The 16,231-nt window shown below is 59.9% G+C and carries 16 protein-coding genes; 8 read left to right on the forward strand and 8 right to left on the reverse strand.

Translation table 11 applies throughout. The annotated features are described in order from the left end of the window. Positions 1–226 precede the first annotated feature (226 nt). A complete protein-coding gene (locus tag J1C59_RS08930; RefSeq protein ID WP_140917253.1) occupies positions 227–1,123 on the forward strand; it encodes a LysR family transcriptional regulator in 897 nt (298 codons plus the stop codon). A 7-nt stretch (positions 1,124–1,130) separates the two neighbouring features. Here J1C59_RS08930 and J1C59_RS08935 read toward each other — a convergent pair whose 3' ends face one another. From J1C59_RS08935 to pspF, 8 genes are all read right to left on the reverse strand, one after another. Further along, a complete protein-coding gene (locus J1C59_RS08935; protein WP_140917252.1) occupies positions 1,131–2,243 on the reverse strand; it encodes a CMD domain-containing protein in 1,113 nt (370 codons plus the stop codon). A gap of 216 nt (positions 2,244–2,459) precedes the next feature. Continuing rightward, complete coding sequence (fabI, locus tag J1C59_RS08940) at positions 2,460–3,248, reverse strand: enoyl-ACP reductase FabI (RefSeq protein ID WP_111139472.1); 789 nt, start codon at positions 3,246–3,248, stop codon at positions 2,460–2,462. Positions 3,249–3,389: 141 nt separating this feature from the next. Further along, positions 3,390–4,193 carry a putrescine export ABC transporter ATP-binding protein SapF gene (gene sapF / locus J1C59_RS08945; RefSeq protein ID WP_111139473.1) on the reverse strand — a complete coding sequence of 268 codons (804 nt, stop codon included), beginning with the start codon at positions 4,191–4,193 and terminating at the stop codon, positions 3,390–3,392. A 1-nt stretch (position 4,194) separates the two neighbouring features. After that, on the reverse strand, positions 4,195–5,190 hold the full coding sequence (gene sapD / locus J1C59_RS08950; protein ID WP_128086655.1) for a putrescine export ABC transporter ATP-binding protein SapD: 996 nt from the start codon (positions 5,188–5,190) through the stop codon (positions 4,195–4,197). Then, a complete protein-coding gene (gene sapC / locus J1C59_RS08955; RefSeq protein WP_128086656.1) occupies positions 5,191–6,081 on the reverse strand; it encodes a putrescine export ABC transporter permease SapC in 891 nt (296 codons plus the stop codon). It lies immediately after the preceding gene. Beyond that, complete coding sequence (sapB, locus tag J1C59_RS08960) at positions 6,068–7,033, reverse strand: putrescine export ABC transporter permease SapB (protein ID WP_111139476.1); 966 nt, start codon at positions 7,031–7,033, stop codon at positions 6,068–6,070. Before sapB ends, sapC begins: the two co-directional genes overlap by 14 nt. Next, the gene (gene sapA / locus J1C59_RS08965; RefSeq protein WP_128086657.1) at positions 7,034–8,656 is read right to left on the reverse strand and encodes an ABC transporter substrate-binding protein SapA; all 1,623 of its coding nucleotides are present in this window, start codon (positions 8,654–8,656) and stop codon (positions 7,034–7,036) included. It lies immediately after the preceding gene. Positions 8,657–9,044: 388 nt separating this feature from the next. Beyond that, entirely contained in the window at positions 9,045–10,046 is a 1,002-nt protein-coding gene (pspF, locus tag J1C59_RS08970; protein WP_140917251.1) for a phage shock protein operon transcriptional activator, read from the reverse strand. A gap of 165 nt (positions 10,047–10,211) precedes the next feature. Here pspF and pspA point away from each other — a divergent pair, with 165 nt between their 5' ends. The 7 genes from pspA (at position 10,212) to tyrR (ending at position 16,130) form a co-directional block, all read left to right on the forward strand. Next, a complete protein-coding gene (gene pspA / locus J1C59_RS08975) occupies positions 10,212–10,877 on the forward strand; it encodes a phage shock protein PspA (RefSeq protein ID WP_128086857.1) in 666 nt (221 codons plus the stop codon). Positions 10,878–10,911: 34 nt separating this feature from the next. Next, entirely contained in the window at positions 10,912–11,139 is a 228-nt protein-coding gene (pspB, locus tag J1C59_RS08980) for an envelope stress response membrane protein PspB (protein WP_128086856.1), read from the forward strand. After that, a complete protein-coding gene (gene pspC, locus J1C59_RS08985) occupies positions 11,139–11,489 on the forward strand; it encodes an envelope stress response membrane protein PspC (protein WP_128086859.1) in 351 nt (116 codons plus the stop codon). The genes pspB and pspC overlap by 1 nt, the downstream gene beginning before the upstream one ends. Before the next feature lie 53 nt (positions 11,490–11,542). Beyond that, positions 11,543–11,791, forward strand: coding sequence for a phage shock protein PspD (gene pspD / locus J1C59_RS08990; RefSeq protein ID WP_128086855.1), 249 nt, complete (start codon positions 11,543–11,545; stop codon positions 11,789–11,791). After that, positions 11,772–13,169 (forward strand): YcjX family GTP-binding protein, encoded by a 1,398-nt coding sequence (locus J1C59_RS08995; protein WP_128086854.1) that lies wholly within the window; start codon positions 11,772–11,774, stop codon positions 13,167–13,169. Before pspD ends, J1C59_RS08995 begins: the two co-directional genes overlap by 20 nt. After that, complete coding sequence (locus J1C59_RS09000; protein WP_140917250.1) at positions 13,166–14,227, forward strand: YcjF family protein; 1,062 nt, start codon at positions 13,166–13,168, stop codon at positions 14,225–14,227. Before J1C59_RS08995 ends, J1C59_RS09000 begins: the two co-directional genes overlap by 4 nt. A 337-nt stretch (positions 14,228–14,564) precedes the next feature. Next, positions 14,565–16,130 (forward strand): transcriptional regulator TyrR, encoded by a 1,566-nt coding sequence (gene tyrR, locus J1C59_RS09005; RefSeq protein ID WP_128086267.1) that lies wholly within the window; start codon positions 14,565–14,567, stop codon positions 16,128–16,130. Positions 16,131–16,231 lie beyond the last annotated feature (101 nt).

Below are 16,231 nucleotides of genomic sequence, written 5' to 3' on the forward strand. Positions count from 1 at the left end.
ATCGATGGCTATCTTTTTAAACAGCATCAGATGAAGCCGGTTAAGATCTCTGCCTGTTACCCGGCTGAGAGGCCCCGTGCCTGCTGGTTTGAAGCCTTTCTCTAATCGGCTTATCATAAACCTCGTCACGCCACCTGGATGCCTGCGATCTTTGCGACCCACAGACACCCTGTAAGAAACGCGCTGCGTAAAAAACTTAACCGTAAGTCGCTGATGGAAAAACAAAATCGACATTAAACAGCTTATCTATCTCTGCAACCTGGAGCGCGAACGCCACTTTGGCCGTGCCGCCGAAGCCAGTTTTGTTACCCAGCCGACCCTCTCGATGCGCCTGAAAAATCTGGAGCGCGAGCTGGGTCTGCCCCTGATTAACCGCAGCAACAACTTCGCCGGGTTTACGCCAGAGGGCGATCGGGTGCTGGCGTGGGCCAGGGAGATCGTCTCGGTCTATCAGGGACTGAAGCTGGAGGTCGAATCGCTGAAACATGGCGTGAACGGCACGCTGCGGGTAGGCGTGGTGCCGCAGTGCAGCATGGCGTTGCCGCTGCTGCTGAAGGCGGTTCAGGCCCGTTATCCTCAGCTCGACTACCGGATTGCCGTGCTGAGCGCCGATCAGCTGCTGGAAGCGCTTAATAGCCACACCGTAGATGTCGGGATCGGATTTTTCGAGATGGCAACGCTGCGGGAACTTCATTTTCAGACCGAGATGCTGGCGGACCGGGGGGTTGAAGCGATATTCCATCCCGACCATTTCCCGGCGCTGGTGGGGGAGAAGCCGCTGGCGCTCTCTGACCTGGCACAGCAGCCGCTCTGCCTGGCAGAGCCGACGCGCTATTTTCGTCGTTATCTGGATATGGCTTTTCGCGAGACGGGGCTGGTGCCACGGGTGATCGTTGAGAGCGCCTCGGTGATGCAGCTAATGCAGTGCGCGCAGGTCGGTCTCGGCCTGCTGGTCTCGCCGGTCGGCCATCTGCTGCCCGCGTCGTTGCAGGGGCTGCAGCAGCGCGCGATTAGCCTGCCGCCGATGGCGCGTCAGGCGGCTCTGGTGATTGCCGAGCCGGGCCGCGCGACCCCGCTGGCTCAGCACTTCTTCGACGAGGCGCGCGGCCTGCTGCCGGTCTGAGCGCCCGCTACTGCGACTCGCCCAGCGCGTAAAACAGGCGGCTGTTCCAGTTGCTGATGGCGACAGACTGAATCAGCGCAAACAGCGCCTCCGGCTCCCAGCCCGCGGCCATCAGCGGCTGCAGATGCGCAGCGCTGAAGCGTTCCGGCGATCGGGTAAGCTGCGCCGCCAGCGCAATGATCTGCTGCGGCTCGTCTGTGGCCCCGGCCTCATCCACCCCTTCCGTTAAAATTTCATTTCCCGGCAGCAGCCGGAAGGCCCAGCGGCTGCCCAGAATGCGGGCGGCGGTCGCCTCCGCCAGCGTAAGATCCTGCGACAGTTGCTGACGCAGTTGCGCCCAGCCAGAGAGCGCGGCAGGGTCATGCGCCAGCAGCCAGACCGCCTCCTGCATACCCGGCAGCGACTGACAGCGGGTAATGGCCGCAAGCTGTTCCGCGCTGGCGTAGCGTAGCTCCAGCGGTTTCAGCGCGGGCTGCCAGCGGCCAGGCTGGTCAAATCCGGTGGCGTCCGCATCCGGTGGCGCGGTACTGCCCGGCAGCCAGCGAACCGGCTGAGCCTGCAACGCCTGTAACCCGGCGACGACCCGCGCCTGATAAGCGACAAAGCCGATCAGCTGGTTCAGCGTCACAATATCGGGTTCCGTCAGGCCAACCGCATCCAGTGCCGTGATCGCGCTGGCCCCAATCAGCTCCGGCTGCATCGCGAGCTGGCGCGCATACTGCGTAATCTGGGTCAGACGATTGTTACTCTCGCGTGAGGAGTCGGGACCCGGCAGGGGATTGAGACGGGCAGAGTAGTGATTACACAGCCGCTGAACGCCCGCGACCTGCGCCACCGTCAGCGCGGTGCTGAGGCGATCGTAAAGCGTCAGCGTATGGGTGAGCGATGTTGCAACGCGATCGGGAAAAAGACGCTGCGCCAGATCGCGTGCCGCCAGCAGGGCGGGCTGATGAGCGCGCAGCAGCGCCTGCATCTCGGGGTTATCGGCGTGGCAGCCCAGCAGGAAACGATCGTCAATATGGGCGGCCTCGGGTACCAGCGGCGCGGCCTGCGAGGTACGAGGACTGGTCTGGCTCTCGTAAAACCAGTGGTTATGGCCCGGATAGCGGCGTTGTTCCATGATCAATCCTTTTGCAGATTCGGGTTCGGCATGCAGCGGCAGAATCTGAAAATGTGCATAAACCGAAGGGCAGGCTTATCGTCGCTGATGGTCAGTCCGGGACAAAAGATTGATCGGTGATAATTAATAGCGTTACGGTATAACGGCAGGGAAATCAGGCAGGAAGAGGATGGCAGAGGCGAGAAAAAGGGCGAGCCAGGCTCGCCCTCCAGGAACTTATTTCAGTTCCAGTTCGTTCATTGCGGCGATGCTGAAGCCGCCATCAACGTGGACCACTTCACCGGTGATGCCGCCAGCCAGGTCAGAGCAGAGGAATGCGGCTGAGTTGCCGACATCTTCGATGGTAACGGTACGACGAATCGGGGTGACCGCTTCGCAGTGTGCCAGCATCTTACGGAAATCTTTGATGCCTGATGCTGCCAGGGTGCGGATAGGACCGGCAGAGACGGCGTTAACACGCACGCCTTCCGGGCCCATGGCATTGGCCATGTAACGCACGTTGGCTTCCAGCGACGCTTTAGCCAGACCCATCACGTTGTAGTTCGGGATCGCGCGCTCTGCGCCCAGGTAAGAGAGCGTCAGCAGCGCAGAGTGCGGGTTCAGCATCTCGCGGCACTCTTTCGCCATAGCAACGAAGCTGTAGGCGCTGATGTCGTGCGCGATTTTGAAGCCTTCGCGGGTAACGGCGTTCACATAGTCGCCAACCAGCTGCTCGCCAGGGGCGAAACCGATAGAGTGAACGAAACCGTCAAATTTCGGCCAGGTTTTTGCCAGTTCAGTGAACAGAGATTTGATGCTCTCATCTTCGGCTACGTCACATGGCAGCACGATGTCTGAACCCAACTCTTTGGCAAACTCTTCCACACGACCTTTTAACTTGTCGTTCTGGTAGGTGAAAGCCAGCTCTGCGCCCTGTTTGTGCATCGCCTGTGCAATACCGTAGGCGATGGAAAGTTTACTGGCAACGCCAGTAATCAGAATGCGCTTACCGGAAAGAAAACCCATAGCTGTAATCCTTATGGTCATTGTAGTTGGCGGCCGCATGGTTAAAAAGTAAGCGACCGACGTTAATCGACGTGCGGATTCTAGCACGTCTCTCATAAATCAGGTAAATCGGCCCGCAATTTCCGGGACAGGCGGCAAAAATCAGCGCTCGCGCCGCCAGGCTTCGGCACTTAGCGCCTCGCCAAAGTGGCTGCTGATCAGTCGGCGGGTCAGATCGTGCAGCGGAGAGGCCAGCACGTCTGCGGTGCCGCCGCGTTCCACGACTTCGCCCTGATGCATCACCAGCACTTTGTCGCTGATGTGCTTCATCATCCCCAGATGCTGGGTGACATAGATGTAGGCGATGCCATGCTTTTCCTGCAGCTCCAGCATCAGATTCACCAGCTGGGAACGCATTGTCATATCCAGCGACGCCAGCGCCTCGTCGGCCACAATCACTTTGGGTTGCAGGATCAGCGCGCGCGCCAGGCCCAGACGCTGTTTCTGACCGGGCGCCAGCATATGCGGATAGTAGCCGGCGTGATCGCGCAGCAGGCCCACCTGACGCAGCGTGGCGATAATGCGCTTCTCGCGCGCCTCCGCGTCGAGGTCGGTATTCAGCCGCAGCGGAAACTCCAGGATCTGACTGATGCGCTGGCGCGGGTTCAGCGAGGTGGAGGGATCCTGAAAAATCATGCGGATGCGCTGGCTGCGATAGCCATAATCGCCGAAGGTCAGCGGGTGATCGTCAATCAGAATCTCCCCTTCGGTGGGCGCGACCATGCCGCTGAGCATCTTCGCCAGCGTGGATTTCCCGGAGCCGTTTTCGCCGATGATCGCCAGCGTCTGCCGCTCACGCAGGGTAAAACTGACTGACTTCACCGCCTCAACGTGCTGACGACGAAACAGGCCCGTGCGATAGCGAAAGGTCTTACTCAGATTGCGCACTTCCAGCAGGGTCTCCATGCTACTGGCCCTCCATATTCAGCGGGAAATGACAGGCATAGAGGTGCGTTTTGCTGCCGGTCAGCCGGGGCGTTTCAATACATTTGCGCTGCGCATAGGGGCAGCGCGGCCCCAGACGACAGCCAATCGGCAGGCTCTCCAGCGACGGAATCGCGCCCGACAGCGTATTCAGGCGGCTCTTATGCGGCAGGGCGCGACCAAAATCAGGCATCGCCCGAATCAGCGCCTGGGTATAGGGATGATGCGGGGTGCTCATCAAATCTTCGCTCTGCGCGGTTTCCACCGTCTGGCCGCAGTACATTACATTAATGCGATCAGCCCACTGGCTCATGGTGCGCAGGTCGTGACTGATCAGCAGAATGGTGGTGTTGTTATTCTGATTCAGGCGGCTCAGCAGGCGATAAATCTGCGCCTGGGTAGTGGGCTCCATGGCGTTGGTCGGTTCATCGGCGATCAGCAGGCGCGGCTGATTTGCCAGGGCAATCGCGATCATCACCTTCTGACACTCACCCTCGGTCAGCTCATAGGGAAAGCTGCGCATAATATCTTTATGATCTTTGATGCCGACGCGATGCAGCAGTTCGATGGCGCGGGTTTTACGCCAGAACCAGAAGCGTTTCAGCCAGGGGCCTTTGTAGGTCCAGCGCGGAATAACCTGCATCAGCTGACGACCGATGCTCTCGGAGGGATCGAGACAGGATTGTGGCTCCTGAAAAATCATCGAGACGTTATGGCCGATGATGCGGCGGCGCTCACGCGGCGTCAGGCGCAGCAGATCAACATCATCGAAGACCATGCGATCGGCGGTGACACGCCAGTTATCGTTGGTCACGCCGCAGATAGCCTTGGCCACCAGGCTCTTACCGGAGCCGGACTCGCCGACCAGCCCGCGGATCTCGCCTTCACCCAGCGTCAGATTGACGCGATCGACCGCCTTGACCGGCCCGTCAGCGGTCATGAATTCAATGGTCAGATTACGGATATCGAGTAACGGCATTTATTCCACTCCCGCTTCGACGGCGCGACGGATGCCGTCACCCAGCAGGTTGATAATTAACACGCTGATCATCAGCGCTACACCAGGCAGCATCACGGTCCAGGGCGCGACGTAAATCAGCTCCAGCGAATCGCCCAGCATCGCTCCCCACTCCGGCGACGGCAGTTGCGCGCCCAGGTCGAGGAATCCCAGCGCCGCGATATCCAGAATCGCCATCGACAGCGCGCGGGTAATTTCGGTGATCAGCATCGGTAAAATGTTCGGCATAATGGCGTAGCGCAGGATGTTGCGCCCGCTGGCCCCGTCCAGGCGCGCCGCCACCACATACTCTTTTTCCAGCTCATCGTGGACGGCGCTGTAAATTTCCCGCACCAGGCGTGGCATCAGCGCCAGCCAGACCGCCAGCAGCGCATGCTCCAGACGCGGCCCGAGAAACGCCACCACGATAATCGCCAGCAGCAGCGACGGGATAGAGAGCAGGGTATCCAGCACATGGTTCATTACCGCCGAACGGATACCGTGGGTCATTCCGGCCAGCACGCCCAGCACCAGCGCGCCCAGGGTGGCGAAGAGGGTCACCAGAATCGCGGAGCCGACCGTCGGGCCTGCGCCGCTCAGCAGGCGGCTCAGGACATCCCGGCCCAGATCGTCAGTTCCCAGGAAAAAGGAGACATCGCCATAGCGGGACCAGGAGGGCGGCAGCAGCTGATAGCCCAGGAACTGCTGATCGATGCCGTAAGGCGCAATCAGGCCGCCAAAAAGGCAGAGCAGCAGCAGCGCGCCGAAGCCATACAGCCCGACCATCGAGATCGGCTTGCTGTAGAAATGCTGCCAGCTCTGACGAAAGGCGCTGGGCAGACGTTTTTCGGCGTAGATATTATCGACGGGCATACCATTCCTTATGTTTCAGCGGATTCAGCGCCGCACCAATGACGTCAGAAATGACGTTGACCAGTATCACCAGCCCGCCGACTACCATCACCCCGGCGGAGATCGCCGCATAATCCTGCTGACGGATTGCGTTAATCAGCCAGCGGCCGAGGCCAGGCCAGTTAAAGACCATCTCGGTGATCATCGCCAGTGTAATCATGGTCGAGAATTGCAGGCCCAGACGCGGGATCACCGGCGGCAGCGCATTGTGCAGCACATGGCGGCGGATCACCGTAAAGCGCGACAGACCGCGCGTGGCGGCCGCTTTGACATAGTTTTTATCCATCACGTCGCTGGTGCTGTTGCGCAGCAAGCGGATCACTTCCGTCGTCGGTGCCATCGCCAGCACCAGCACCGGCAGCACCAGGTGAGAGAGGGCGCTGACGATCATCTCGTGCCGCCACGGCGAAGGGCTGAGCCAGGCGTCAATCAGCGCAAAGCCCGAGATATTTTTCACCGGATAGAGCAGATCGTGACGACCTGATACCGGCAGCCAGCCCAGGGTCAGCGAGAAGAAGAGCGTCAGCAGCAGCGCGAGCCAGAAAATCGGCGCAGAGAAGCCGAACAGCGCCAGCGCACTGATGGTCTTATCCTGCCATTTATTGCGCATGACCCCGGCACAGATCCCCAGCGGGATCCCCACCAGCAGGGCAAACAGAAAGGCCAGGATACACAACTCCATGGTCGCCGGGAAAACCTCGCGCAGCTGCAGACCAATCTCCTGACCATTGGTGCTGGAGACGCCGAAATCGAACTGCAGCATCCCTTTAAACCAGAACCACCAGGCGTCGGAGAGCGCCGCGCCTTCCAGCGGCGCGTTAGGCGTGAAGTAGCTCAGGCTGAAGCTGACCAGCGACAGCAGAAACAGGGTAATGATCAGCAGCAGCAGACGCCGCAGAATATAGATAATCACTTACTTTTCCTTATCGCTTTCACGATAAACCCCGGCAAACGACGCGTTGCCGAACGGACTCAGCACCAGCCCTTTGATGTCATGGCGAAACGCCTGTAAACGCAGCGAGGAGGCCAGCGGCAGCACCGGCAGCTCCTGCGCCAGAATCTGCTGCGCCTTGTCATAACTGTCGATACGGCCCGCGAGCTGCTGGGATAACAGGGCATTCTGCAGCGTTTCATCGAAGGCGGGCGAGCACCAGTGGGCATAATTGGTCTGCGAGCGAATCGCCGCACAGCTCAGCAGGGGCCGGAAGAAGCTGTCGGGATCGTTGCTGTCCGTCGCCCAGCCTGCCAGCGTCAGATCGTGATTCATCGCCATCAGCTGCGCTTCCTGAAAACGCCCCTCTACCGGCACTATCGTCAGCCGGACGCCCACCTGCGCCAGATCCGCCTGTAACAGTTCAGCGGTTTTCAGCGGGCTGGGGTTCCAGGATTGCGAGGCGACCGGCACCACCAGCCGCAGATGCAGATCGCTGATTCCCAGTGCGGCCAGCGCCGCACGGGATTTCGCCGGATCGTAGCTGGTGATGCGGGCATCGTTGTCATAGGCCCAGGAGGCGCGCGGCAGAATAGAGGCCGCCGTTTCGGCGGTGCCGTAATAGATGGACTCCATCAGGCGTTCATTGTTGATTGCCAGCGCCAGCGCGTGACGCACTTCCGGCCGGTCGAGCGGCGGTTTACGGGTATTGAAGGCCAGATAGGCGACGTTCATTCCGGGACGCAGGGTCATCCGCAGACGGGGATCGTCGCGCAGAATCGTCAGCTGGCTGGCTGCAGGATAGGCCAGTACATCGCATTCACCGGTCAGCAGTTTCGAGAGCCGTCCGGTGCCGCCCGAACCGAGGTCGATCACCGCCTGTTGCAGGCGCGGCACGCCCTTCCAGTAGTGAGGATTGCGCGCCAGCCGGATGTACTGACCGGTGCGGTATTCGCTGAGCTGATAGGGGCCGGTGCCGACCGGCTGCCGATCCAGCTCTTCCTGCCGGCCCTGCGCGGTGAGCTGGTCGGCGTACTCTTTCGACAGCACCGGGGCGTAGTGGGTCGCCATATGCCAGAGGAACGAGGCATCGGGGCTGTTCAGCCTGAACTCGACCGTCCGGTTGTCGATTTTTTTGACGCTCTGCACTGAATCCGCAAACTGCAGGCTGTCAAAATAGGGATAGTAGCCGCCATTGACGTTATGCCAGGGATGATGACGGTCAAACATCCGGGCGAAGCTGAACACCACATCGTCAGCGTTCAGCGGGCGGGTCGGGTGGAACTGATTGGTCTGCTGGAACTGCACGCCGCTGCGCAGATGGAAGCGGTAGGTCGCGCCGTTATCGCGCACTTCCCATCCCGACGCCAGGTCTGGTTTGAGGCGATAAGTGTAGGGGTCGACGTCCAGCAGCCGGTCATAGAGCTGCGCCGCCAGCGTATCGACCGTCAGCCCGCTGCTGGCCATCTGCGGGTTAAAGGTGTTCAGCGTGCCGCTGACGCAATAGACAAAGCCGGTCTGGCGGATATCACCGGCCGGTGCCGACCACGCAGGGGCACTCAACGCACTGAGGCTCAGCAACAGCGAACATAGTAGTTTTGACATAGAACTCAACGATTTTGAGGCATTGCGCAGAGTGTATCGCAAAGCGGGCGTTGTCCCAAAACCTGCAGCGACTGCCAGCCTGATTTTCATCATCGCAGCGTAAAAAAGCACGCACAGAGGGTGTGGTAATGAGAAAAATTCTCAATTAAGGGTTTACAGATGATAATAGGAATGATTATTATTCGTTTGCGATTCGACGGTGGCTCTGCCGGAGAAAAGCACGACATTGCTCACATTGCTTCCAGTATTGTTGCCCGCCCGATGGCGGGCTTTTTTTTACCCGGATTCCGCAGGCCGGCGTCTGCCGCGTATGTTCCACGCTCTCTGCTACGCCGCACGTTGCTTAGTCGGACGGCGGCGACAGGCAGGGCGCAGCGCACCCCGCCGTTCAGTTTTCAGCCTTGATACCGTGCTTTTTCATCATTGCACGCAGCTGATGATAGGTGACGCCGAGTAATCCGGCCGCGCGGCGCTGGTTATAACGCGCCTGATGCAGACTGGCCTCGACCAGATCGCGCTCCTGCTGGTTCTGCCACTGGCGCAGATCCAGCGGCAGGGCGGGCAGGGCGCGGCTCTCGGCCGCCTGGCTGGCGGGCAGAAGCGCGACCGGCTCCTGACGCGCCGCGAACGGGTTGATAATCACCTTATCCAGCGGCTGCTCGCTGCTGTTGTGACGATAGACCGATCGCTCCACCACGTTTTTCAGCTCGCGAACGTTGCCCGGCCAGTGATAGTCCAGCAGCGCCTGCTGCGCACGCGGCGTAAAGCCGGGGAAGAGCAGCAGGCCAAGCTCACGGCACATCTGGATAGCGAAATGTTCCGCCATCACCAGAATATCGCTGCGACGTTCGCGCAGGGGCGGTAACTGCACCACATCAAATGCCAGACGATCCAGCAGGTCGGCGCGGAACTTTCCTGCCGCCGCCAGCGCGGGCAGATCTTCATTCGTTGCGCAGACCAGCCGGACGTTCACCTGCAGAGAATGATTGCCGCCGACGCGTTCCAGCTGGCCATACTCAATCACCCTCAGCAGCTTTTCCTGCACCAGCATCGGCGCGGTGGCCAGCTCATCCAGAAACAGCGTGCCGCCATCCGCGCGCTCAAAACGGCCCAGGTGGCGCTTCTGCGCGCCGGTAAAGGCGCCCGCCTCATGCCCGAAGAGTTCGGAGTCCAGCAGATTCTCATTCAGCGCCGCACAGTTCAGCGAGATAAACGGGCCCTGCCAGCGGTCAGAGAGGTAGTGTAGCCGGCTGGCGATAAGCTCTTTACCTGTTCCGCGTTCGCCAATCACCAGCACCGGTTTCTCCAGCAGGGCCAGTTTAGAAACCTGCTCCAGCACTTCCAGAAAATTATTCGACTCACCCAGAAGATTATCGTTTGATCCTGTCATGATGAATTTCGCCACCCATTAATCATTTTGACTATCTTAGAACAAGCAGACGATGCTGTAAAATTTCCAATTCATTGTATATCAGTGAGTTATAAAACTGGCACGCATCTTGTATTAACACAGCAGAGCAACAGCGTTTTAAAACATCAAAAGAGGAACATCATTATGGGTATTTTTTCTCGTTTCGCCGATATCGTGAACGCCAACATCAATTCCCTGCTGGAGCGCGCGGAAGATCCGCAGAAGCTGGTCCGGCTGATGATTCAGGAGATGGAAGACACGTTAGTCGAAGTACGCTCCACCTCTGCACGGGCGCTGGCGGAAAAGAAACAGCTGTCACGCCGCATTGAGCAGGCTGAGATTCAGCAGGCTGAATGGCAGGAAAAAGCGGAGCTGGCGCTGCGCAAGGACAAAGAAGATCTGGCCCGTTCTGCGCTGATCGAAAAACAGAAACTCACCGACCTGATCGCGTCGCTGAAACAGGAAGTGAGCCAGGTTGAAGAGACGCTGGAGCGGATGAAAGGCGAGATCGGTGAGCTGGAGAAGAAACTCAGCGAAACCCGTGCCCGTCAGCAGGCGCTGACCCTGCGTCATCAGGCGGCTTCTTCTTCCCGCGATGTGCGTCGTCAGCTGGACAGCGGTAAAATTGATGAAGCGATGGCGCGGTTTGAGTCTTTCGAGCGTCGCATCGATCACATGGAAGCGGAAGCGGAAAGCCACGGTTTTGGTAAGCCGAAAACGCTGGATCAGCAGTTCACTGACCTGAAAGCCGACGATGAGATCAGTCAGCAGCTCAACGCGCTGAAAGCCCGAATGAACCGTAGTGAGTAACTGACGACGTTGCGAAAGTGATTAAGGAGAGTCAATGAGCGCACTTTTTCTCGCCATACCCTTAACGATCTTTGTGCTGTTTGTCGCACCGATCTGGTTATGGCTGCATTACAGCAACAAGCGTAACGGCGGTTCGGAGCTGTCACAAAGCGAACTCCAGCGTCTGCAGCGCGTCACTCAGGACGCGCAGCGGATGCGCGACCGGATCGATGCGCTGGAGGCCATTCTGGACGCCGAACATCCGAACTGGAGGCAGCCATGATGATGAAGGGCCGTAAGCTGTGGCGCAAGCCAGCCGAAGGAAAACTGATGGGGGTCTGCGCAGGCCTGGCGGAGTATCTGGATATTCCGGTGCGTCTGCTGCGGGTCATCGTGGTGTTATCCCTGTTCTTTGGTCTGTTTCTGTTTACCGTCATCGCCTATTTTGTACTGGGCTTTGTGCTGGATGAAAAACCCGCCTCCGTTACGGAGGAGGCGCGCCAGCCCAGCGCCAGCGAACTGCTGGACCAGCTGGAACGCGCCCTGCAGTGCGACGAAGGCAGCGTGCGTGACATGGAACGCTATGTCACCTCGGAAACCTTCAGCGTGCGCAGCCGTTTCCGCCAGATCTGATACGCTATTTCCGGGCCGCATCCGGCCCGCTTGCCAACCCGATGGAGGTGTTGATGTCTTATTCGCGATCCACTGCTTTTCGTCACCGCGCGGCACCTGCATTGAAGTCGGCGGCTAAATTCATCATTATCAATGCGGTGACTTATGGTCCGGCCGGTGTCACCGGCTGGGCGGTGAAATCGGTAGCGCGACGCCCGTTACGGCTGCTGCTGGCGGTGGCGCTGGAGCCACTGCTGAAGCGCGTCATGAACCGCATGGCATCGCGTTTCATCAGGGAGAAAGATGAAAAGACTGCAAACTGAATTGATGGCGTTGATGAACCGTGGCGTCGACCGCCACCTGCGGCTAGCCGTAACCGGGTTAAGCCGCAGCGGAAAAACGGCGTTCATCACCTCTCTGGTTAATCAGCTTTTATCGGTTCACAGCGGCGCACGTTTGCCGCTGTTTTCCGTGGTGCGGGATGAGCGCCTGTTAGGGGTAAAGCGGGTGCCGCAGCGCGATATGGGCACGGCGCGCTTTACCTATGACGAAGGGCTGGCACAGCTTTACGGCGAGCCGCCCGCCTGGCCCACGCCGACCCGCGGCGTCAGCGAAATGCGTCTGGCACTGCGCTATCGTCCGGGTGATTCGCTGCTGCGTCATCTGAAAGAGACCGCAACACTCTATCTGGAGATTGTCGATTATCCCGGCGAGTGGCTGCTGGATCTGCCGATGCTGGCGCAGGATTACCTCGCCTGGTCGCGGCAGATGAACGGACTGCTGCAGGGCGATCGTGCAGAGTGGGCAAAACCCTGGCGCGCGCTGTGCGAGACGTTCGATCCGCTGGCGCCCGCCGACGAGACGCTGCTGGCAGAGATCGCCGCCGCCTGGACCGACTATCTGCACCGCTGTAAATCGGAAGGCCTGCACTTTATCCAGCCCGGTCGCTTTGTGCTGCCTGGCGATATGGCGGGCGCCCCTGCGCTGCAGTTCTTCCCGCTGCCAGCGCTGGATGAGGCCCGGATTGCGAAGCTGTCGCAGGCCGACAAAGGCAGCAATTTCAGCATGCTGCAGCAACGGTTTAACTACTACTGCCAGCATGTGGTGAAAGGCTTTTATAAAAATCATTTCCTGCGGTTCGATCGCCAGATCGTGCTGGTCGACTGCCTGCAGCCGCTCAACAGCGGCCCTCAGGCGTTTAACGATATGCGGCTGGCGCTGACCCAGCTGATGCAGAGCTTTCATTACGGGCAGCGTACGCTGTTCCGTCGGCTCTTTTCGCCGGTGATCGACAAACTGCTGTTTGCGGCCACCAAGGCGGATCACATCACCAGCGACCAGCACGGCAACATGGTCTCGCTGCTGCAGCAGCTGGTGCAGGACGCCTGGCAGAACGCCGCATTCGAAGGCATCAGCATGGATTGCATCGGTCTGGCGTCCGTGCAGGCCACGCAGAGCGGGCTGGTCGATCACCGGGGCGAGAAGATCCCGGCCCTGCGTGGTCACCGGCTGGCGGATGGCGAACCGCTGACCGTCTATCCCGGCGAAGTGCCGCCGCGTCTGCCGGGGCACGCTTTCTGGCAGCAGCAGGGTTTTCAGTTTGAACAGTTCCGGCCGCAGCAGCTCGACGTCGATCGTCCGCTGCCGCATATCCGCATGGATGCCGCGCTGGAATTTCTGTTGGGAGACAAATTACGATGAGTGAACCGCTGAAGCCGCGTATCGACTTTGCGCGTCCGCTGGATGAGAGCACGCACACGCCGCTGCGTCCGGCACAGAGTTTTGACCCGGAAGCGCAGGCGGCGTTTCTGGCGCTGCCGGAAGATGAGGTGGCCGTCGAAGAGGAGGGCGCGGGTGAACGGGCAGTGGAAGCAGCGCTGAAGCCCCGCCGCAGCCTATGGCGCAGACTGGTTACCGCCGGTGCGCTGCTGTTCGGCGTCAGCGTCGTTGCGCAGGGCGTGCAGTGGACGCATGACGCGTGGATCGCCCGTGACTGGTTTTCACTTGGCAGCGGCGTCGCGGGCGGCCTGATCGTGCTGGCGGGCGTGGGCGCGCTGACCGCCGAATGGCGTCGCCTCTATCAGCTGCGTCAGCGTGCGGAAGAGCGGGACGTGGGCCGCGAGCTGCTGCAGAGCCACGGCATCGGCAAAGGCCGCGCATTCTGTGAAAAGCTGGCCCGGCAGGCGGAACTGGATCAGGCGCATCCGGCGCTGCAGCGCTGGCACGCCTCGCTGCATGAAACCCACAACGACAGTGAAATCGTCCGGTTATATGCGCAGCTGGTCCAGCCGGTGCTGGATCGCCAGGCACGGCGTGAGATCAGCCGTCATGCGGCTGAAGCCACGCTGATGATTGCGGTCAGTCCGCTGGCGCTGGTGGATATGGCCTTTATCGCCTGGCGCAACCTGCGGCTGGTGAATCGTATTGCGGCGATGTACGGCATTGAACTGGGCTACTTCAGCCGCATCCGGCTGTTCCGTCTGGTACTGATCAACATGGCGTTTGCCGGGGCCTCGGAGCTGGTCAGAGAGGTGGGCATGGACTGGATGTCGCAGGATATCGCCGCCCGGCTCTCAACCCGTGCCGCGCAGGGCATTGGCGCGGGACTGCTGACGGCGCGGCTGGGCATCAAAGCGATGGAGCTCTGCCGTCCTTTGCCGTGGCTGGAGCAGGATAAACCGCGACTCGGTGACTTCCGCCGCGAGCTGCTGGGCCAGATGAAAGAGGCGTTGCAAAAGGGCGGCAACAAGTCAGCCTGACGTGCAGAGAACAGACTAAAGGCGGCCTGGCCGCCTTTAGTCATTACTGTGGCTGGCGAAGCACCTGCCGCGAATCGATAGTGAGACAGGCTCCCGGACAGGCTGCTTCATCGGTGATCACCGGATCCGCTGGCAGCGTAAAGGCCATCCCGTTTTTCTCCCGGATAAAGTGCGCCATTCCCTTAAGGATTTACTCTTCTGACTGCACATGCATCCGCCTCCGTACAAAAGCGCGCCAACCGCGCCTGTGCTGTCAACTTTTCCTGACAGATCCCTTTCTGCGGATGCCGGAGTTAGCGTATCATCCTTTTATCTGAACCTGATTAAGGCGAACGCAATGCGTCTGGAAGTGTTCTGTCAGGACCGTATCGGTCTGACGCGCGAACTGCTCGATCTGCTGGTGGCACGTAACATCGATTTACGTGGAATAGAAATCACGGCGCTGGGGCGCATCTACCTCAATTTTGCCGCACTGGAATTTGACGCCTTCAGTAACCTGATGGCGGAGATCAGGCGTACACCTGGCGTAACAGATGTGCGCACCGTAACGTACATGCCCTCTGAACGCGAACATCGTGCGCTCACGGCGCTGCTGGTGGCGATGCCGGATCCGGTCTTCTCTGTCGACCTGAAGAGTAAGGTGGAGCTGGCCAATCCGGCCGCACAAAACCTGTTTAATCTGGATGAAGAGAAGATGCGCAACGTCAGCGCAGGTAATCTGATCAGCGGATTTAACTTCATGCGCTGGCTGGAGAGCGATCGGGTGGAGGCGCAGGCGCAGCATGTCGTCATCGAAGGCCGCGATTTTCTGATGGAGGCCCGGCCGATCTATCTGCCGGGTGAAGAGGGCCAGGGCGACAGGCCGGTAGGCGCGATGGTGATGCTGAAGTCGACGGCCCGCATGGGGCGGCAGCTGCAGAATCTGGTGGTCACTGACGAATCGGAGTTTGACCATATTATCGCGGTCACGCCGAAGATGCGTCAGGTGGTCGATCAGGCGCGTAAACTGGCGATGCTGGATGCGCCCCTGCTGATCGTCGGTGACACCGGCACCGGCAAGGATATGCTGGCGCGCGCCTGTCATCTGCGCAGCGCCCGCGGCAAAAACCCTTTCCTGGCGCTGAACTGTGCGTCGCTGCCCGACGACGTCGCGGAAAGCGAACTGTTCGGTCATGCCGCCGGGGCTTATCCGAATGCGCTGGAAGGCAAGAAGGGCTTCTTCGAACAGGCCAATGGCGGTTCGGTTCTGCTGGATGAGATCGGAGAGATGTCGCCGAGGATGCAGACCAAGCTACTGCGTTTCCTGAATGACGGCACCTTCCGGCGCGTCGGCGAAGAGCATGAAGTGCATGTCAACGTGCGGGTAATCTGCGCCACGCAGAAGAATCTGATCGAGCTGGTGCAGCGCGGGGAGTTTCGTGAAGATCTCTTTTACCGGCTCAACGTGCTGACGCTGCAACTGCCGCCTCTGCGCGACCGTCCGCAGGATATCCTGCCGCTGACCGAGATGTTCGTTGCCCGTTTTGCCGATGAGCAGGGGATGGCGCGCCCGCGTCTCTCTCCGCAGCTCAATGCGTTTCTGACCCGCTATGGCTGGCCGGGCAACGTGCGTCAGTTAAAAAATGCCCTCTATCGTGCGCTGACCCAGCTCGACGGCTATGAGCTGCGGCCGCAGGATATCGTCCTGCCCGAACAGGCGCTTGATGTGTCGCTGGGCGATGAAGCGCTGGAAGGCACGCTGGATCAAATCACCAGCCGTTTTGAGCGCTCGATTCTGACGCGGCTCTATCTCTCCTATCCCAGCACGCGAAAACTGGCGAAACGGCTTGGCGTGTCACACACCGCGATTGCCAATAAGCTGCGCGAGTATGGTCTGGGTCAGAAGCGCACGGAAAGCGAATAGAAGAGGAGAGGCGTTGCCTGCAGCGTCCGGCTTGTCTGGTGTCAGGGGCAGAACGCAGTGTCCCGATGACGCCCTCTTGCGGAGGTGCGTCATCGGGCTGG

Source organism: Pantoea deleyi (genome assembly GCF_022647325.1).
Lineage (GTDB): Bacteria > Pseudomonadota > Gammaproteobacteria > Enterobacterales > Enterobacteriaceae > Pantoea > Pantoea deleyi.